This window comes from Mammaliicoccus sp. L-M44, from assembly GCF_022386355.1.
Lineage (GTDB): Bacteria > Bacillota > Bacilli > Staphylococcales > Staphylococcaceae > Mammaliicoccus > Mammaliicoccus sciuri_A.
Window position 1 is genome coordinate 1 of the sequence record NZ_JAJNIU010000034.1, and the last position, 20,322, is coordinate 20,322.

General features: G+C 29.9%; 15 protein-coding genes. 8 read left to right on the top strand and 7 right to left on the bottom strand.

The features are described from left to right. The first annotated feature begins 124 nt into the window (after positions 1 to 124). Positions 125 to 361 carry a hypothetical protein gene (locus tag LQ611_RS13035; protein ID WP_239709620.1) on the top strand — a complete coding sequence of 79 codons (237 nt, stop codon included), beginning with the start codon at positions 125 to 127 and terminating at the stop codon, positions 359 to 361. 574 nt (positions 362 to 935) lie between these two features. Here the strand turns inward: LQ611_RS13035 and LQ611_RS13040 are convergent. After that, positions 936 to 1,691 (bottom strand): sulfite exporter TauE/SafE family protein, encoded by a 756-nt coding sequence (locus LQ611_RS13040; protein ID WP_239709621.1) that lies wholly within the window; start codon positions 1,689 to 1,691, stop codon positions 936 to 938. Next, complete coding sequence (gene cstR / locus LQ611_RS13045) at positions 1,691 to 1,951, bottom strand: persulfide-sensing transcriptional repressor CstR (RefSeq protein WP_019468539.1); 261 nt, start codon at positions 1,949 to 1,951, stop codon at positions 1,691 to 1,693. Before cstR ends, LQ611_RS13040 begins: the two co-directional genes overlap by 1 nt. Positions 1,952 to 2,088: 137 nt before the next feature. On the opposite strand from cstR, the gene cstA reads away from it, so the two are divergent. Together cstA and cstB are read left to right on the top strand one after the other, a co-directional pair. After that, positions 2,089 to 3,156 (top strand): persulfide response sulfurtransferase CstA, encoded by a 1,068-nt coding sequence (gene cstA, locus LQ611_RS13050; RefSeq protein WP_204179476.1) that lies wholly within the window; start codon positions 2,089 to 2,091, stop codon positions 3,154 to 3,156. 28 nt (positions 3,157 to 3,184) lie between these two features. Continuing rightward, entirely contained in the window at positions 3,185 to 4,519 is a 1,335-nt protein-coding gene (gene cstB / locus LQ611_RS13055) for a persulfide dioxygenase-sulfurtransferase CstB (RefSeq protein ID WP_107590394.1), read from the top strand. Positions 4,520 to 4,875: 356 nt separating this feature from the next. Here cstB and chrA read toward each other — a convergent pair whose 3' ends face one another. The 5 genes from chrA to LQ611_RS13080 all read right to left on the bottom strand — a co-directional run bounded on the left by chrA (position 4,876) and on the right by LQ611_RS13080 (position 11,323). After that, positions 4,876 to 6,039 carry a chromate efflux transporter gene (gene chrA / locus LQ611_RS13060; RefSeq protein WP_064205292.1) on the bottom strand — a complete coding sequence of 388 codons (1,164 nt, stop codon included), beginning with the start codon at positions 6,037 to 6,039 and terminating at the stop codon, positions 4,876 to 4,878. 35 nt (positions 6,040 to 6,074) lie between these two features. Further along, on the bottom strand, positions 6,075 to 6,467 hold the full coding sequence (gene arsC, locus LQ611_RS13065; RefSeq protein WP_064205291.1) for an arsenate reductase (thioredoxin): 393 nt from the start codon (positions 6,465 to 6,467) through the stop codon (positions 6,075 to 6,077). A 17-nt stretch (positions 6,468 to 6,484) separates the two neighbouring features. Beyond that, positions 6,485 to 7,774, bottom strand: a complete 1,290-nt coding sequence (gene arsB / locus LQ611_RS13070) for an arsenite efflux transporter membrane subunit ArsB (protein ID WP_107565665.1) — start codon at positions 7,772 to 7,774, stop codon at positions 6,485 to 6,487. Further along, entirely contained in the window at positions 7,774 to 8,088 is a 315-nt protein-coding gene (locus LQ611_RS13075; protein WP_107565666.1) for an ArsR/SmtB family transcription factor, read from the bottom strand. Before LQ611_RS13075 ends, arsB begins: the two co-directional genes overlap by 1 nt. A 214-nt stretch (positions 8,089 to 8,302) precedes the next feature. After that, the gene (locus LQ611_RS13080; RefSeq protein WP_239709622.1) at positions 8,303 to 11,323 is read right to left on the bottom strand and encodes a YhgE/Pip domain-containing protein; all 3,021 of its coding nucleotides are present in this window, start codon (positions 11,321 to 11,323) and stop codon (positions 8,303 to 8,305) included. A 339-nt stretch (positions 11,324 to 11,662) separates the two neighbouring features. Here LQ611_RS13080 and LQ611_RS13085 point away from each other — a divergent pair, with 339 nt between their 5' ends. From LQ611_RS13085 to LQ611_RS13105, 5 genes are all read left to right on the top strand, one after another. Beyond that, complete coding sequence (locus LQ611_RS13085) at positions 11,663 to 12,604, top strand: alpha/beta hydrolase family protein (protein WP_239709623.1); 942 nt, start codon at positions 11,663 to 11,665, stop codon at positions 12,602 to 12,604. A gap of 331 nt (positions 12,605 to 12,935) precedes the next feature. Then, positions 12,936 to 14,720, top strand: coding sequence for a zinc-ribbon domain-containing protein (locus tag LQ611_RS13090; protein WP_239709624.1), 1,785 nt, complete (start codon positions 12,936 to 12,938; stop codon positions 14,718 to 14,720). Then, positions 14,713 to 16,359, top strand: coding sequence for an ATP-binding protein (locus LQ611_RS13095; protein ID WP_239709625.1), 1,647 nt, complete (start codon positions 14,713 to 14,715; stop codon positions 16,357 to 16,359). Before LQ611_RS13090 ends, LQ611_RS13095 begins: the two co-directional genes overlap by 8 nt. A gap of 53 nt (positions 16,360 to 16,412) precedes the next feature. Continuing rightward, complete coding sequence (locus LQ611_RS13100; RefSeq protein WP_239709627.1) at positions 16,413 to 18,170, top strand: ATP-binding protein; 1,758 nt, start codon at positions 16,413 to 16,415, stop codon at positions 18,168 to 18,170. Positions 18,171 to 19,239: 1,069 nt separating this feature from the next. Next, positions 19,240 to 20,109, top strand: coding sequence for a hypothetical protein (locus LQ611_RS13105; RefSeq protein ID WP_239709630.1), 870 nt, complete (start codon positions 19,240 to 19,242; stop codon positions 20,107 to 20,109). The last annotated feature ends 213 nt before the right edge of the window (positions 20,110 to 20,322 follow it).

A 20,322-nucleotide genomic window follows, 5' to 3' on the forward strand; every position in this document is an offset into this window, starting at 1 on the left:
TTGTTAAATTGTTTATATCTGAAATAGTTCATACAGAAGACTCCTTTTTGTTAAAATTATACTATAAATTCAACTTTGCAACAGAACCGTACTTAATCATATTGCGGGTATGGATGCTTTTGCATTGGGTCTAAGAGTTGCATCTAAAATGATTGAAGATGAATTCTTTGAAAAAATTGTAGAGAAGAAATATTCATCATTTGCAAGTGGTATCGGTAAGCAAATTGTCGAAGGCGAAGTATCATTTAAAGAATTAGAAAATCATGCTTTAAATTTAACAACAATAGACAATGAGTCTGATCATTTAGAAGTGATTAAATCAGAAATTAACCAATATATTTTAAACATTAATAATCAATAATTATTGAGCTGCATTCCTTCATTTTTCTAATAAATTTAGAAGAATTGATGGATAGCAGCTTTTTTATTTTGGCAGTATATTAAAAAATATTTCCATGGAAATGTATAATGAGGGGTAAAGTAATATAAGTTGATTAAAGGGGATGAGTTTGCTCTTGCTACTGACAGTTTCACGATAGATGAAATTGTAGACAGAATTAGTGACTTGATAGAAGAATCTGATGAAGTTTAAATACAACTAGAAATGAATATCTGTTTTTTAGTATTATTCATGTAATAGGAAGGAGTTTGGGTTAAATAATATAAAGATAATAAACAAGATACTTGTAAAGCGATTTAATTCTTGTACTTTATCACTAAGATTTAAATAGATAATGATAGGCTTTTTGTTTTTTTTTGATACAATGTCACAAAGGTCTTTTGAATAATCGAATTCTTTATTATTGATTTTATGTTTCTCTTTTCTAATCCCTTTACGATATCCATAGTTATTGAATGCTATTTTGTGATACTAATACCTAATTTTTGGTGTGTATAATTATAAATATCAGGAGTTGCCTGACAAATTTCATTGATTAAAAGATAAGTTGAATAATTGCAACAATGATTAAAATACTGATGATCCACTTTTGTACAAAACTAGGGACCTTTTTACCTAATTTTAAACCTAACGGAGCGAAAATAATACTCCCTATTATTAAAAATAACGCATCTTCTAAAGGAATATAACCTTGTATAAGTTTAATGATAAAGGCGCCAATTGAAGATATAAAAGCAATTACTATACTATTAGCAACTACCATATTCATTGGTAATTTGAATAAAACTAGCAATATAGGAATAATAATAAAAGCGCCGCCTGCTCCAACTATACCCGAAATGATACCAACGAAAAGACCAACAATAACTAATAATGGTTTGTTAAAGGAAGATTGATTTAAATTTGGTTTTACGTTAAAAAACATTAAAATTAATGCGATTAAAGCAATGATAATATATATCGCATTTACAAATGTAGCATTAAATAAATTTGCTATGAGTGCGCCTAACATGCTCCCTGTAATCATACCTCCACTCATATAAATAACTAATGGCGGGGAGAATTCTGTTTTTTTTCGCGCTTTTAATGACCCACTTAAAGTACTAAAAAAGACTTGACTGGAAGTAAGTCCTGAAGCGATGTATGCACTGTATGCAGGAACACCAAATAGTGGCGGTAATAATAAAATAGCTGGATAAATAATGATAGCACCACCGATACCTACTAGTCCCGAAATAAAGCCCCCGAATACCCCTATAAGTAACATCATAATAACAGTTGAAATATCCATTATTTACTTTTTACCAATAAGTTAACGGCTTCATTAATCAATTCTTCAGAATTTTCACCATTATCCTCTGCTGCCTTTACACATTCTATTAAATTTTCACTAATGATAATCCCCATCAAACGTTGGATTGAACTTTTTGATGCACTGATTTGAGTAATGACATCTTTACAATCTTTTTCTTCTTCCATCATTTTAATAACTCCATTGAGTTGACCTTGTATTCTATTAATACGATTAATCATTTTTTTATCATAATGCATAGTTATTCCCTCCACTTTTAATTGAATAAAGTCATAATAATAGATAGAAGCAAAAATGTCAAATACCCAATGGGGTATTTGACATGTTGTAAACAATCAGTTAATATACCCCTATAGGTATTTATTAGGAGGATATTATGAAACAATATAACGAAAAGCATATCAACAAATTCAGTAAACAAGAATTAGAAAAATTAGGTACACAAGGTCAACTGATTGACGTAAGAACAGAAGAAGAATATGAGCTAGCACACATAAATGGTGCGACATTACATCCTGTAGATAAGATTGAATCGTTCAATAAAGATAAAAACAAAACCTATTATATTCACTGTAAAAGTGGTAATAGAAGCACCAAAGCAAGTGAATATTTAGCTAAACAAGGCTATGATGTTGTAAATTTAGACGGTGGCTATAATGCTTATGAAGAACAAAATAATAATCACGATGCACAAGAAGAAAATACAAATGTAGAAATTAAAGCAGAGCGTAAACAATTTAACTATAGTGGTCTTCAATGTCCAGGTCCAATTGTAAATATCAGTAAAGAAATGGAAAATATTGAAGTAGGCGAACAAATAGAAGTTACAGTAACAGATACTGGATTCCTTAGTGATATTAAAAGCTGGGTAAAACAAACAGGACATACGTTAGTTAAACTTGATGAAAGTAATAATGGAATTAATGCTATCATTCAAAAAGAAAAACCAAAAGACTTACAAGTGAATCATACTTCTAAAGGTACGACAATTGTACTATTTAGTGGAGAGTTAGACAAAGCAGTGGCAGCAATGATTATTGCAAATGGAGCTAGAGCTGCAGGAAGAGATGTAACTATCTTCTTTACTTTTTGGGGACTTAACGCGTTGAAAAAAGAGCAAACAGTTAACGTTAAAAAGAAAGGCATTGCAAAAATGTTTGATTGGATGTTGCCGAAAACCCCTTTACGCATGCCGCTTTCTAAAATGAATATGTTTGGTTTAGGTAATATCATGATGCGCTATGTAATGAAGAAGAAAAATGTTGATTCATTACCATCGCTTATCAATCAAGCTATCGAACAAGATATCAAATTAATCGCTTGCACGATGAGCATGGATGTTATGGGAATTCAGAAAGAAGAGCTCAGAGACGAAGTTGAGTACGGTGGAGTAGGTACTTATATTGGTGATACAGAAAATGCGAATCATAATTTATTCATCTAATTAAATCTATTAAAAAAGGAGTTTTATCATGTTTTTTAAACAATTTTACGATAATCATTTATCTCAAGCATCTTATTTAGTTGGCTGTCAACGTACAGGAGAGGCAATAGTAATTGATCCTGTTCGTGATTTAACAAAATATATGGAAGTTGCAGATAGCGAAGGTTTTAAAATTACACAAGCTGCAGAAACACATATTCACGCTGATTTTGCTTCTGGAATTCGGGACGTGGCAGAACGTTTAAACGCCAATATATATGTATCTGGCGAAGGTGATGAACAGTTAAGTTATAAAAATATGCCCGAACATACAAATTTTGTTAAAAATCAAGATATTATTCAAGTAGGTAATATTAAATTAGAAGTCTTGCATACACCTGGTCATACCCCAGAGAGTATTAGTTTCTTACTCACAGATGAAGGTGGCGGCTCAAGTGTTCCAATGGGTTTATTTAGTGGTGACTTTATTTTTGTTGGTGATATCGGTAGACCTGATTTACTAGAAAAATCAGTACAAATGGAAGGTACTACAGAGATTGGTGCAAAACAGATGTATCATTCTATAGAAGGTGTTAAAGATTTACCAGATTATATTCAAATATGGCCTGGACACGGTGCTGGCAGCCCATGTGGTAAAGCATTAGGTGCTATACCAATGTCTACGCTAGGTTACGAAAAAATAAATAACTGGGCATTTAATGTGATAGATGAATCTAAATTTGTTGAAACGTTAACATCAAATCAACCAGCGCCACCCCATCACTTTGCACAGATGAAAAAAATTAATCAGTTTGGTATGAACATGTATCAACCATACAATGTTTTTCCTAGTTTAGATAATGTAAGAATAGCCTTTGATCTTCGTAGTAAAGAAGACTTTCATGGCGGTCATACTGAAGGTACAATCAATATTCCTTACAACAAAAACTTCATTAACCAAATCGGTTGGTATTTAGACTATGAAAACAGTATAGATTTAATTGGTGATAAATCTACCGTTGAGCAAGCAACACATACTTTACAATTAATTGGTTTTGATAATGTAGCAGGTTATCGTTTACCAAAATCAGAAATTTTAACCCAATCCATCCATAGCGTTGATATGACTGGTAAAGAAGAATATATACTTGACGTACGTAATTATGAAGAGTGGAATAATGGGCACTTAGATCAAGCAGTCAATATTCCGCATGGTAAATTATTAAATGAAAATATTCCATTTAATAAAGAAGATAAAATATATGTACATTGTCAGTCAGGTGTTAGAAGTTCAATAGCAGTGGGTATATTAGAAAACAAAGGCTATGAAAATGTCGTGAATATTAGAGAAGGCTATCAAGATTTCCCAGAATCATTAAAATAATTTAAAGATGTGGAAAAGTGAGTAATCCTATCAAATTGTTATTGTAAGACAATCAGATATTATAATACCACCAAGATTATTTAGAATAAATAGAAGTTTAAAAGAAATATAGATATGATTCCTAATTAGTCATAATAGCAATAGATTTATAAAATTAATATAAACCCCTTTCTAGTGGAAATGTAGTGAGCCCAATAAGTTTTACTTTTTGGGCTCACTACATAATTAATGGTTTTTACTATCTTTTACATTGAGATAAGATACTATAATTACACGAAATCAATTATTTTAATTTATAATGGTTACTTTAATAACTATACTTATAAAATTTATTCTTTGATTATGAATGAGAAAGATTAGTAAAACATTATACCTATTATAATGCCTATTAGCACAATAGACCAGGAAGGTAATTTATAATAAACCAGGAATACGAATAATGAGCTAGCTAGAACAAAATCTAATTCTGATTTAATAGTTGAAGCCCAAATCGGATTATAAAATGCAGCGATAAGAATACCTACTACACCCGCGCTTATACCTTTTAAAAAACCTTCAGCATAAGTGTTAGATTTAATATTATCCCAAAATGGTAACACTCCAAATAATAATAGAAATGCTGGTAGGAATATAGCGACAGTAGCCAAAATTCCTCCTCCAATACCTTCTATAGACATGCCAATATATGAAGCGAACGTAAATAATGGTCCAGGTACAGCTTGAGCAGCAGCATAACCCGTTATGAAGCTATCAGGTGATATTAAACCTTGTGGTACAAACTCATTTTCTAATAAAGGTAATACGACATGACCACCTCCAAACACTAAAGAACCAGATCTATAAAAACTATCGAACATTCTAAGCCATAAATTATTCGTCATAGAACTAACTATAGGCAATACAGTTAATAGTAAAAAAAATAATGAAATTGAAATAAAACCTAACATTTTAGGTAATTTAAATGTCTTCACTCTTAAATAATTTTTATCTGTAGAGGTTTCTTTTAAAAAGATAAGACCATATATACCAGTGATAGATAATGCGATTACTTGAATATAAAGATTATCGATTGTTAGAGATAATATAAGAACAAATAATGCCAATGTAATGGTACTTTTAGTATTAGTTAATTTTTTACCCATACCTATTACGGCTTGGGCAACAATGGCAACAGCTACTAGTTTTAATCCTTGCATCCAAGTTAAACTTGAATCATTGTTAATAATTAATGCTGAAAAAACCATAAGTATAATCACAGAAGGAAGTGTAAAACCAATAAAAGAAATAATTCCTCCCAGAATTCCTCCTCTAATAGTTCCTATACCAATACCAACTTGGCTGCTTGCAGGTCCAGGTAAAAACTGGCATAGCGCTACTAAATCTGAGTATTCTTTTTCATCAAGCCATTTTCTTTTCTTAACATACTCATCATAAAAATAACCTAAGTGGGCAGTTGGTCCTCCAAATGATAGTAATCCAAGTTTTAATGCAACAAAAAATATATTTATATATTTATACATAAAAACTCCTTGTATTTAGTTGATTAATTTTTTACTTAGCTATTAAATTCTTTAATTTTTTTGCCAATTTCATCTCTAACACGTTGGAATTCTGACCATTCTTTACCTGCTGGATCCTCAAAGCCCCAATGCTCTTTTTTAACGTTTGGTGGTAAAATAGGGCAATTATCGTCTGCATCACTACATAACGTTACGACCAAATCTGATTGTTTTAAAATATCATTATCAATCAAGTCTGATGTATGGTTTGATATATCAATATCTACTTCTTTCATAGCTTCTATTGCTTTAGGATTCACACCATGTGTTTCAATACCAGCAGAATAGACATTCCAATCTTCACCCAATATTTCCTTTCCCCAACCTTCAGCCATTTGGCTACGACAAGAGTTTCCTGTACATATAAAATAAATTGTTTTCTTATCCATAATTAAAGCCTCTTTTCTTAAAATATGATTAGTGTAAGGTATAAACCTAAGAGTGTTACAAATAGGACTGGAATAGTAATGATAATTCCAGTTTTAAAGTATGTTCCCCAAGAAATTTTTACTCTTTTTTGTGTTAAAACATGAAGCCACAATAATGTAGCTAACGAACCAATTGGCGTAATTTTAGGGCCTAAATCAGAACCTATAACATTCGCATAAATCATACCTTCTTTTAATATACCTGTAGCACTAGATTGGCCAATTGCGATTGCATCTATTAATACAGTAGGCATATTATTCATAATGGAAGATAAAAATGCTGATATAAAGCCCATGCCCATAACACTACTGAATAATCCAAGACTTGAAATATTGGATAATACATCAGCTAAAATAGTTGTGATTCCTACATTTTTCAATCCAAATACAACTAAGTACATACCAATGGAGAACAAAACGATATTCCACGGCGCGCCTTTAATGACTTGTTTTGTATGAACTGCTTTAGATTTATGAGCTAACAGAACAAAGATAAAAGCGATAATACCAGCAATAATTGATACAGGAATTTGGATAAACTCACTAACAAGATATCCAACGAGTAGTACGGCTAATACTACCCAAGAAATCTTAAATAATTTAGGATCTTTAATTGCACTTTTAGGATCTGATAGGTTTTCTGTATCGAACGTTTTAGGTATGGATGTTCTGAAATATACCCATAAGACGAGAATACTGGCAATTAGAGAGAATATATTAGGTATAATCATTCGACTAAAATATTCAATAAATCCAATATTAAAGTAATCTGCAGAAACAATATTCACTAAGTTACTTACAATTAAAGGTAGTGATGTCGTATCAGCGATGAAACCACTGGCAATTATAAAAGGAAAAATCACTTTTTTATTAAATCCTAGATTCCTTACCATCGCTAATACAATAGGCGTTAAGATTAAAGCAGCCCCATCATTTGCAAAAAATGCTGCTACAACTGACCCTAATAACATAATAAAAACAAACATTTTTAAGCCGTTACCGTTTGACGCTTTGACCATATGTATCGCGGACCATTCAAAAAATCCAATTTCATCTAATATTAATGAAATAAGAATAACAGCTACAAAGGTTAAAGTAGCATTCCAAACAATCCCTGTTACTTCTATTACATCTGAAAAACTTACGACCCCTGTAATAATCGCAACGACAGCTCCAATTAAAGCTGTAATACCAATATCTAAACCTTTCGGTTGCCATATCACAAAGAGTAAAGTTAAAAGAAAAATCACAATTGCTAATATTGTCATCAACACTCACCTTGTTTCATACTTTTACATACACATCGTTCATTAGATGTATTAATAAGATTTAAATTGTGATTAACATCATCTAAAATTTCATGATTAAGTCGATACATATGTTTATTACCTTCTTTTCGTGAAAGAACTAATTGCTTATCGACTAATGACTTCATATGATGACTTAGGGTAGGTTGTGAAAATTGAAAATGTTCAAGTAAGTCACAAGCACATAGTTCACCACATGAAAGTAAATCTATTATTTCTAACCTGCTTGGATCAGATAAAACTTTTAATATAGTAGATAGTTCTTGATAAGACATAACCATACCTCCCTTTCGCTATATAGATTAACATCTATATAGATGATTGTCTATATTATTTATTCCGTGGATCTATAGTATTGGAGAATGAGAAAAATGCAGTCTGACTATCTGTTAAGTGGAGTGGCATCATTCGCTCTACAACCAACCAAAAAACCGGCCGATCCTGTAGCTCACTGCTACGAATCGACCGGTTATTTTTTATATGATTTGATTATTCCATTAAGTAACTGTCTTCGGCGCGTTTGATTGTTTTCTTTTTCCATGGGTCGAGGATTGGTTTAACGATAAATCCTATTGTGAATATGACAACGCCGAATAATACAAGACAAATGAGATTGTATATGAGTATTTCTGGTACGACGCCTCCAACCGCTTCTCTTAAAGCATCTACGGCATAAGTAAACGGCAAATATGGATGTATGGCTTGGAAGAATTTTGGTGTGACTTGTATTGGGAATGTTCCGCCTCCGCCTGCTATTTGTAGTACCATAATGACAATTGCTAATGCTTTACCTACGTTGCCGAATAGGGACACTAATGTATAGACAATGCTTATAAATACAATTGAAACGAGTACGGATAATAGTATAAATAATAATCTATTATCAATAGCTGCGCCTAAAATAAACATATCTCCTAGTGACACGATAATCGACTGTATGACACCTATTATGATGAATATAAAGCTCTTTCCAACGAATGTTTCTCGCAATGAATATTTCTGTTTAATTTCTTGATTTTTAATATCTGTTGTTAATAAGTTAGATAATAGTAAAGCGCCTACCCAAATGGCTAAAGATGTATAGAATGGTGTACTTGCTGTTCCATAGTTTGGCACACTAAATAGTGATTCTTCTTTTAATTCTATTGGGTGTGCGATAATATCTGCTTGTTTCTTTAAATCATTTTTCAATAATTTAATCAGCTCGTGAACTGTATCATCTTTATCTATTTCTCTAACTTTCTTCGCTGCTTTCTTAATATCTTCTTCAATACCTGGTAAATCATTTCGCGCAAATTCTGCTAAGTCATGAATTTCTTTTTGAGCTTCTGGTAAGTTGTCGTCTATTAATTGAACAGCGCGATCGTATTTATCAATCATTGTCGGTAAATCATTATTTGAGAACTGTGCGAGCTTTTTAACTTCTGATTGAACATTTGGTAGTTCATTTTCAACGTAATAAGCACCTTTACCAACTTGCTCTTTAAATTTAGGGAAGTTTGTTTGAGCTACTTCATTAATATTATTAAACTTTCTTTCAAGTTCAGGTAATTCATTGTTGATGCTGACTAATAAATCATGACCATTTTGTAAGGAACTTTTCCCAGTTTGAATCACATTATCAATCATGTTCATAGAACTTCTAATCTTCGAGATATCATCTATACCTTTAGTTAACGCTTGATCGATTTGGTTAACGCCTTCCATTAAAGTCGTCTTAAAATCACTGCTCGTATATTTCAATAAATTGTCTAGAGATACGAGATTAGAATCTATTAATTTATCTAATGCTAATACTTCTTCTTTGCCAGATTTGCCATTATTTAAAGCATTAATCAGATTGCTTTGGCCATTTATAACACTTTGTAAATCTTTATTAGCTGATTCAAATTGTGAAATGGCTGATGAAGTATCAATACCTTCAGAATTCTGAAGTTCATTTAAAATATCAATCATAGAATTATTAAAAGCGACACCTTGTTTTAAACGTGATTGATTGTTTTTCACAGTGTCTGCAAGTTGTTTACTGTCTTGACTCATTAAGATACTTTGATTGATAGCTTGCATACTTTCTAAATCTTTTTTATTCATAGTTGCTTGTTCGTTACTATAGTCTGCGAGGGCTGTTAAAGATTCGCTCAGTGCAGATTTCATTTCATTTAATTCTTGATCAGTTAATACGTTTTTAGAAGCTTGGTCATTCTCTTCTTTATGAGTATCTTCTTCATCGTAAGCTTGTTGAGTTGTTACGATATCATTTTCTTTATCTTGATCTTCAGTTGATGCTTTTTCTTCTGTTTCTTCTTTAGAAGTGTCTGCTTGTTCTTTATCACTTTCTTGTTCTTCAGCATTTTGTTCAGTCTGATTGTCTGCTTTGTTTTCTTCTTCTGACGACTGTTGAGGTTCTTCCGTACTTTGTTCAGGTTTTGCTTTGTTATCCTTAGTGTCTTTCTTTTCTTTATCTTGATCATCTTTCAGTTTTTCGTTCGCTTTTTCAGTTTTTTTCTGAGCTTTTTTAGCATCTGCTTCATACTGATCTAATTTACGATTTAATTCAGGTAAGTATTGCTCTGCTTTATTGATAGCTGCTAATGCTTTTTCAGTTGCTTCAATACCTTGAGGCACGCCTTTATTGATTTTAGGAAATTGTTGTTGTATTTTATTCGCTTTTGCTAACGCACTTTCGATTTCAGGCATTTTGGCATTAAGCTTCGTAATTAATTGAGCAGCTTGATTAATGTCACCCATTTTACTGTTTACTTCATTAATTTTTGTTACGCCTTCATTAATGTCGCCTTTGTAATTTCCTAGCGCTTCGAATTCATCTTTATACTTCGTAATGTCATCTTGATGTTCATCAATTTCAATGACTTTCTCTTTGAATTCTTCTATTTTAGGAAGATTATCTTCAGCAGTATATACAGCATTTTTAATTTTGCTTAAAGTAGGTAATTCATTTTCAAGATCTAAACCAACTTGATTCGCTTCTTTTAATAATGCTTGCGTTGCATTCTCGCCAAACTCTTTATTTAAAGAATCTACAATGGATGATGCACCAGCGTTTGTCATTTTAGGTGCAATCGCATTTAATTTTTCATTTACTTTGTAATCAATAACGGCTTTCTTCGGTTTCTTATGATAGATACTCGTGACTTCATCAGAAAAAGTCTTATGTAAATATATAGAGGAATAATAATCACCTTTTTCAACACCATCGTCAGCCTTCTTACGATTCACAAATTCCCATCCGAATTTATCGTTCTTCTTCAATTGTTCAACTAATTGGTCACCAACATTAATATGCTTACCTTCAACCTTAGCACCCTTATCTTCATTCACGACCGCAATTTTAATACCTTGCGTATTGTTGTAAGGATCCCATGTAGAACTTAAATTAAACCACGCATAGAATGATGGCAAAATAGAAAGACCTAATAATAATATAATCACAAACGGCACACGTCTGATATTTTTAATATCTTCAATAAAAATTTCAAATGGTTTCTTCAAAATCTTAACTCCTTATCCATTAGTACATGACATGTACTATAAATATCAATACCGCTATCATACCCCATGTTCAAAATCAATTCAATCCCCTTTTATTATATCAGTATATTTATAAAGGCTAATATATGACTAAAATAGCATTTTATAGATATATCAGTATATTAAAATAGAAAATATTTCTATTTTTGGATATTGATAAAAAGGTCTTTTATTCATGAACATCAGAGCATAACTGCCTCGTTAAGCTAAAATCTTGTCTTAAAGATACGCTAGGTTTAAACTGTATCAAACTAATTGAAAATGGATAAAGTTTAATAATGAAAGGAAGTTGTTTGAATAATGTCATCTTTAAAACTTACAGATGCGACACCTATTGTTTCTATGAAACGAATCATGTTATCTAGACCAGAAAGAGGATTAGATTTATCTATAAAAGTTTCGGCACCGTCTATTGGAGATAATTTGCCAGTCATTATCTTTGCTCATGGTTTTGGTTCTTCTCAAGATGCACATGAACCTTTAGCAGATTTTTGGGCTTCGCATGGTTTTGTAGTGATACAACCTACTTTTCTTGATTCTAGAAAGATTCAACTTGAGGCTGATGATCCAAGGATAGAATCGTTATGGAGAATAAGAGTAGATGATATGAAATGTATTCTGGATAATCTTAATGAAATTGAATCGATTGTACCTGGATTAGAAGGGCGTTTGAATCATGACCAAATTGTTACTGCTGGGCATTCATTTGGAGGTCAGACTGCCGGTAATTTATTAGGTTTACAAGTAATGGATCCAGTAACTTATGAAAGCGAAGACTTATCTGATAGTAGAGTTAAAGGAGGCGTGCTTCTCGCAACAGCGGGTGAAGGTGGCGATAAGTTATCTCAATTTGCAGTCGATAACTTTACGTTTTTAAATCCAACATTCGAGCATATGACAAATCCAACACTTATAGTTGCAGGTGATCAAGACCATTCACCACTTACTGTGAATGGGCCAGAGTGGATGACAGAGCCTTATTATAAAAGTCCAGGGAATAAAAGTTTATTAAATTTATTCGGAGCTGAACATTCACTCGGAGGTATTCCAGGGTATGACGCTAAAGAAACAACAGACGATAACCCATCAAGAGTCCAATTAATACAACACGCGACTTGGGCTTATTTCCGTTATGTTCTAGATATTGAAGCGGATAGCTGGTTAGCAATTAGTAATGAATATAAAGACAATCAAGAGTTAGGAATAATAATTTCTAAAAAGAAGCATAAATTAAGTGATTAGCGAAGCAATTTACAATGGTAAATATGCTTCGCTATTTTTTACTTTAATAGACAATCCAAAATATTTATTAAATTTAAGATTTTCTGTTTTTGGATATCAAAAAAATCTTTCAAAGAAAGAAGTATTGTTGATTTATATAATTATCATTAAAAAATAAAAATAAATTTATTAATCTTTTTTGATTAACAGACTTTTTACATATTTGTAAGAAAGTAAGGGTATTAAATGATAAAAATTTGAAAAAATGAAAGTATAAATGAATTTTTATAGTGTAATTTCATATAGTTGTGCTAAACTCAAGTTGACAAATAAATAAGGGGAGTGTTATGTTATGAAATTTTGTCCAGAGTGTGGGTTTAAGTTAATAGAAAATGCTAAATTTTGTCCGGAATGTGGATTTAAAATCGAGAGTATTGCAATTGAAGAGCCTATGATTATTGAAAGTGAAAAGACTAAAGTGAATTCAGACGAATATATAAAGACATCGCTAAATAATACGAATTTATCGAATGTTAGCGTAACACCGGACATTTCAGAAAAGAAATTGGTTAATGCATCTGTGAGTATTGCAAATAATATTGATCCTAATACCATTATTGGATTGATCGATACGAGTATGTTGTCTAATGGTAAAGCAGGAGTTGTATTTACTGGTTCAGAAATGTACTTAAAAAATAATTTAGATAATAGTAAAAGAATTCCTTTCAAAAATATTTTAGATGTGGAATATGATAGCGAAAGAAATGTTACTAATAGGGGAAAAATAATAGAATATCAAAAAGTGACTCTTAATTATCAAAACGGGGAGTCGTTAGAATTTAGTTCGCAACAATATGATAAAGAAATTCCATATAAGTTGTTGAATAATATATTAACTAATTTTAATGATAATGTAGATGTTATTACCTCTAAAAATCAGGTATTAAAATTAAGTCAAATGTCCACATCAATTATAATGTTATATTTTAGAATAGTAATCGCATATTTAAAAGACGATGATGGGATAATTGATAGTAGGGAATATAAAGAATTAGTTAGTTTGATGACAAAAGTAAAAGTAACTAAGGAAGTTGCAAAAGAATTAAGAGAGTATAGATTTGATAACAAAGAAGATAAAACAATCGAAGAATTAATAGATGAATTGAAATTTCATATCAATGAAGAAAACTTGTCTGAAATAGCTATTGAGCAATCTTTAGGTATGGATATACTAGGTATGAATTTAGATAAATTGGATAATGTTCAACAAGATGAAGTTTTAGTTAGAATGTTGAATCGATTAAATATTACAGATAAACAATTGAAGTTCTCTATACGAAAAATAGAAGCTGAAAAAGAAATAATTGAGAATAAAATGACAGATAGTCAAATTAAGGATGTTGCAAAAGAATTAATGGCATTAGGAAGTGGTGCCGGAATTTCTATAGGAGCATTTGCTGTTATAGGTACAGCTGGTATTGGTTTAGGAGGCGCATTAATACTCGCTTCTGCAGGTTTTGGAGTATACAGAGGAATTAAGTACTTTTCAGGAACAGGACAATTAGAAAAATACGGAATAAGAATTCAAACTTTAAACGATAGAATTAATCAACTTAGAATTGCAAACTCTTATATCATAGAAGACATTAATTGGTTAAGTGATAAGTCTGTAACATTTGCTAAAAAATTAAGAGAGTCAAATGAGCTGAGTGAAGAATTATATAAAGAACTTGAACATATAATTTCACAAAATCAGTCGTTAGCTGATGCAGGTAATTTAATTGAAGATGAAGAAAATTATTCTGAGTATGAATTGTATATTACTCATATGCCTGAAACATTAAATATTGGAAAATATAACGAGCTATTATCTAAGAATATAAATAAAGTATATTTTGATGAAGTTATTAAAGAAGTTTATATAATTGAGGGCGATCTTGATAATACAGTTGAAGAAGTGGAACCTACTTTGAGAGAAGATATGTCATTAGATGAATTAAAACAAGCTTACCAAGTATTGGAACAAATAGGTTATTATGATACTAAATCTTCAAGCATCGCTCAAGGTAAGTCTTTAGCTAAAAAAGGATTCTCAGGTCTGAAAAAGTCATTATTAAATGGTGATAAAAATGACTAGAAAACAAAATCAAGAAAAGCGTGAACTAAAAAATGCAGCTGAAAAATTATTAGTTGATTATGAACTTCGAAATAGAGCCAGTGATAACTTAGAAAAAGCAAGTTATAACATACAAAAAATGGAAGACAATGTTGATCAACAAATTAAAATAAAAAAAGATTTACTAAATAATTTAAAGAAGAGAAGAACTAGTAATAATAATTTTTCAAGTATACAAAGCGACTTTATAAATAAAGACTTAAGAAATAAATTAAGAGATGCACAATCTTATACGTCGAAAAATCAAGATTTAATAGAAATCAATAATATTAATACAATCGATATTGATAGAGATGATTTTGATTCAGTTGAATATAATAAAGAATTTGCTGAAAAAGAAAATATTAATTTAGATAGTCCATTTTTAAATCTATATAGTAAGAATGAACAAGTACAAGTTGCGGAACAAATGATACAAAAATTTGATTTACTTAAACTAGACAGTGATGATTACTTGTTTGCAGCTTCTGCAGGTTTAATAGCTGGATTTGTAGATACTATTTTTGTAGGAACTATAGGCAAAGGTAAAGATGCCAAAGGTTTACAAAAAATGGTAGATAAGGGTGCAGAAGAATTAGTGAAAAAATATGCGTTACATGAAAAAATAGCAAAGTTAAATAAACAAAAGAAGAAAGCTAATTCACAAGATGCAATAAATAAAATCAATAGTAAAATAAAAAATTTAAAAGAAAACAAAACAAATATTGACATAAAATCTAGTATTAGATATTTAGAAAAGAATCATAGTGTAGGCTATGATACAGCAGACTCGATAAATATTGTTGGTATGGTTGGTAAGATGTCACCTGATAACCATCATTTACTATCAATAGCTCATGAACCTAGCTTATTAGGTTTAATTGTTGGAATAAGGGATCAACTTACAGGTACTTCAACTTTTATGACTAAAGAGGGTAAAATTATAAATATAGCCTCACAGAATAAAAATAAAGAATTAACAGGAAATATATTTGAACAAATCATACAAGCAACTGATAATTGGTTTGGTCATATTATGAGTGATATATCTGGAAGTAGTGGATCTAAAGGAAGAGGAAGTGGATTACCAGTTCCAGGTTGGTCTTCTTTACAAAAATTACAGTTTGGAAATATTAAATTAAAAACTAATAAAAAAGATACGTACACATTTGCAGAAGTATCTGAATGGATGTTTAAGAATGGATATGATGTCAGAGCTTTTACGGCAGAATTAATACCAGTTTTAATTTATGAAACACTTATAAGGCTTTATTGGATTTATAAGCAACATCTATATTACGGAAAAAGTTTAAAAGATAGTTTTCCAATTGCTAACAATAGAGAACTAGCGAGATTATTGTTAATAGGTGCATCAACTTTTTCAACAATAGATGTAGCACATGGAATGATAAAATCTGGTCAAAAAGGTGGCGTTCAACCATTAGGAGTAGCAACTTTTATAATGACAGTGAACAAACCTGGATTATTAGATTTAGGATTTAGGAGTTATCAAAATGTACGTATGGAGTTAGAACATAGAAAAACTGTTGAGCGCATTATGGATGAAGATATTGTTGTAGAGTATAATCGCGTGATGTCTTCTGGAAATATTTTCGAGTAGCGTGATGTGAAATTTAAGGAACTAAATATATTAACAAATAAAAGGAGAAATTTATGACAAAAACTACAGAAATTAACTTTCTTCAACCAGGAATATCACAAATTAGAAAAAGCATCAAAGGTATAGATGATAGTTATAATAATGAATGGGATATTTTAGCTGAGCTACTTCAAAACTCAGTAGATGCTATTAGGCTGAAATACGATGAAAATAAAGAAGGAGATTATAAGGGGAAAATCGATATTTATATAAACTCTGCAAAAAATGTGATTTCTATTAAAGATAATGGTATTGGTATAGACTATAAAGAATTGCCTTATTTACTAAGACCATTTTCTTCTGGGAAAGAAATAGAACCGAAAACAGTAGGGGAAAAAGGAGTAGGATTAACCTTTGCTTTATTTAGTTCGAATTTATTTGAAATTAAAACAGGAAATAAAAAAGGGTGTTGTAGAGCAGAAGTAAAGGATGCGTTAAATTGGAAAGAAGGAATAGATGATAAAGATTTAACTATGGAAATAAGTGAAATTGATGAAAAAATTAATGGAACTATTATAACTTTAAGTTTTATGAAGGATTTAGAGATTTTTGATTTAAATAATGAACAGATGAAATATTTAATAAGGACTAAAACAGCTATTGGTAATACTGCTAAAATATGGAAAGATGATATAGATATTGAAGTTAATTATGAATTTGTAGATAATCAAAATATGTATAATAACGAAGTATTACCGTTTGAATACTTTAATATTATCGATAAATTATCAACTCACGATAAAATTAGTTTAGTGGAATTTTTTGAGTATAGCAAAGATGCAATGAGGTCGGATAGAGATAAAAGGACAGTTTTAAAAGATAAAGTAGTGTATAAAAAAGACACTTTAAGGCATTCTGGTAATAGATTAATACATTATATTGCATACTTTATACCAAATCGCAATGCTTGGGAAAAGCTAAACATTTCTTATGGATTATTACCCAAAGATATGGATGAAGGAAGTCTGAATAATCATTTAGAAAAATATTATTATGCACGTCTAGACTCAGGTATTTATACTGCTGTTAAAGGTATGCCTACAGGTATAGGGTTAAACCATCCATCAACAGGAAATGCAGGATATTGGCCAAATATGTTTATTTTATTCCAAGATGATAAATTAGCATTTGATATAGGAAGAAAGTCTATACATGGCCAACAACAAAATATATTAAAAAAATATGCAAAAGATATTTTTAATGAATTCACTAAGGTCATGTCGAGGTATGGAGCCCGTAGTTTTAATGCTGAAGAAAGAAATTGGGATAGAGATAACATATTTGAATCTGTGAATTCTATGCGCATGTTAGATAAAAATTTAAAAAGAAATACAGCTTTTGAAAAAATACCTAATAAGCAAGAAGCTCAAGTAAGTGCGATGTTTTATGAACAAATTGGACGTGGCAATATAAAAGGCTTAGATCTTTATACTACTGGATATAAAGGAAAATATGATTTATATGCTAGAATTCAAGGTAAAGGTAATGTTGTAATTGAATTTAAGTCTGAATTACGAAATATACGAAAAGATTTTAGTGATGAACAAAAACTTTTTGATGAAATCGATTGTATTGTATGTTGGGATGTAACAGAAGCAGATAAAGATAAATTTCATGAATTGGGAATTAGTATAACAGAATTAAAAAGTTCAAGTATGTTTTCATCAGAACCAGAAATTTTCCCTAATGCTACTCACAAATTAGAGTTGTCAGGTTTTACTAAACCGATTTATGTAATTGATATGAAAATAGTACTTAATAAATTATCCTAATAAATATAAATCAAATATATTGATTGTAAAATTACCTTACTGCATTTACAGTTATTATTTTTCCTATCAACCGTAAGTATTGTGTATTTTCTAAACCTTATAATAGAAAACTAATGTATAATCATAGATTAGTTTAGGTAATATTATTCAATATACACCATTTATAAAAGCACGAAATACTGATCTTACAAAAGAACTTTAATATATAAGAATAAATGAAATGGCGAAGCAATTTACGAGGGTAAATATACTTCGCTATTTTTGTACTTTAAAACATGATCCAAAAATTTATTAAATATAATAGTTTCTATATTTGGATATTAACAAAAGGATTTCAATGACTACAGATGTCATGTCTGCATTGAAAGAGGGTGGAGTGAATGTCTATTAGTAATTGAATCAATATATGGAATATTAGGTAATGTTAGATATTAAAAGTGATATATTATAAAGTTAGAATCATTTTGAATTAATAAATATTAAAATTTAGGTATTGAACGTAAGTAATTAAGAACGATTAAAAGAACTGGTGAGAATAAGTTTTTTGACGCTATTAAATAGAAGGTATTTGCGAAGAGATTCTAAAATTTTATTTGATAAATTTAGTGGGTAATATAATTAAAAACTATAGTATAGACTGATAAAAATAAAATATTAAGTAGCTGTAAAGAGGTATTAAATAGTAGTATTCAATTAAACTTTTAATGAAGTAGTATTATATGATGGAAAAGATATGATCTGTTTTAAATAATACTTTACTTTAAAATTATGAATAACCATATAAAGAAATATTGATTAAAATTTATTCTCTATTTGTGTGTAATAAAATAGACTGTTTTAGTGACACTGGCTCTTTTAAATAAGTAGCTTTGTTGTCACTTTTTTATTTTATTGAATAAAGCGATATATTATTAAAATTATATTTACATACATGAAACTATTATATCTAAATTATCGTTAAAATAGTCGAAAAATTTAGATAAATATTTGTGTGAATTATCAGCAATGTGATAAAGTAATATTGGTTTTTCTTTTTTATTTTATGTGATCATTAGTTTTAGAATAAGGGGTGGTTAAAATAGAAATTTGGCAATGGTTGTTGGAATGTATAAAAGATGTTCCTAAAAGCTATGTTACTGGCTTATTTACAACTTTTATTATAATGTTTGCAGTAACCTTATATCATAAAATATTTATTAAGTTTGATAAAATACGTAAATTTTTTAACTTCATTAAACTATCTAGCATAATAAATAATAAACAAGTAGATGAAAAGAATAATAATATTATACATATCAAAAAAATTCCAAAATTTGAAGTGAATTATAAATCTTATAAAGTTTCAAAACACTCACATAAAGAATCTAACGATGATAATGAATTTTTAATCATTTGTATTATCAGTGGTGTTGTTGCAACAGTCTTTTTAGGTGAGCAATTAAGAGAAAATTATTTATATGTTCAAAAAATATTGTCTATTATTTTGAATGTGCTTGCTCTATTGGGTTTTGCCATGATATTCAAAATAGTTCTAACTAGAAACACTTATAAAACAACGATAAATTTTTTAATAATTACTACAATTTATATACTATTTGTTAATTATATTAATAATTTATTACCAGAAATTGTAGCTCAAATTCCTAAACAATTAAATATATTTAGCATGGAAGGGATAGCGTTTACAGCCTATACCCTGGTTGGAATAATGGTATTATTATTGGCATTAATATTTATTATCATGTTTGTCCTTAGAATTATAGCATTAGTTATAGTAGATAAATATATGAATTCAATATCTAGATTTATAATTATCAAAACAGGGATTTGTGAAAAAACAACATTATGTTTAATTTTTATAATATTTTTGACTGGTTTTTCATATCTTTTGACAACAGGAACTTTATACGAATGGGTGTCATCATTTCAAAATATATAGATGATGTATCAATTTAAAACTTCGGTTTTGATAAATAACATTAATTGGATATTTTAAAAATATGTATAATCATGTGTTAAATATAAAAATGAAGCACCCGTATGAAATAGGTGCTTCATTTCCAGAGTGTCGACAAAGTCTTAGACTTTGCCGGCATTTTTTTATGCGCATGCTTTCCGCGGGCATGTTCTCAGCCTGTAGTCTTCGAATCAT

Bases quoted from the DNA above. Each gene is read 5' to 3' on its own strand.
- LQ611_RS13085 (WP_239709623.1), top strand. From the start codon at position 11,663: ATGTCATCTTTAAAACTTACAGATGCGACACCTATTGTTTCTATGAAA.
- cstA (WP_204179476.1), top strand. From the start codon at position 2,089: ATGAAACAATATAACGAAAAGCATATCAACAAATTCAGTAAACAAGAA.
- arsC (WP_064205291.1), bottom strand. From the start codon at position 6,467: ATGGATAAGAAAACAATTTATTTTATATGTACAGGAAACTCTTGTCGT.
- LQ611_RS13090 (WP_239709624.1), top strand. From the start codon at position 12,936: ATGAAATTTTGTCCAGAGTGTGGGTTTAAGTTAATAGAAAATGCTAAA.
- LQ611_RS13100 (WP_239709627.1), top strand. From the start codon at position 16,413: ATGACAAAAACTACAGAAATTAACTTTCTTCAACCAGGAATATCACAA.
- LQ611_RS13095 (WP_239709625.1), top strand. From the start codon at position 14,713: ATGACTAGAAAACAAAATCAAGAAAAGCGTGAACTAAAAAATGCAGCT.
- chrA (WP_064205292.1), bottom strand. From the start codon at position 6,039: ATGTATAAATATATAAATATATTTTTTGTTGCATTAAAACTTGGATTA.
- arsB (WP_107565665.1), bottom strand. From the start codon at position 7,774: ATGACAATATTAGCAATTGTGATTTTTCTTTTAACTTTACTCTTTGTG.
- LQ611_RS13040 (WP_239709621.1), bottom strand. From the start codon at position 1,691: ATGGATATTTCAACTGTTATTATGATGTTACTTATAGGGGTATTCGGG.
- cstR (WP_019468539.1), bottom strand. From the start codon at position 1,951: ATGCATTATGATAAAAAAATGATTAATCGTATTAATAGAATACAAGGT.
- cstB (WP_107590394.1), top strand. From the start codon at position 3,185: ATGTTTTTTAAACAATTTTACGATAATCATTTATCTCAAGCATCTTAT.
- LQ611_RS13075 (WP_107565666.1), bottom strand. From the start codon at position 8,088: ATGTCTTATCAAGAACTATCTACTATATTAAAAGTTTTATCTGATCCA.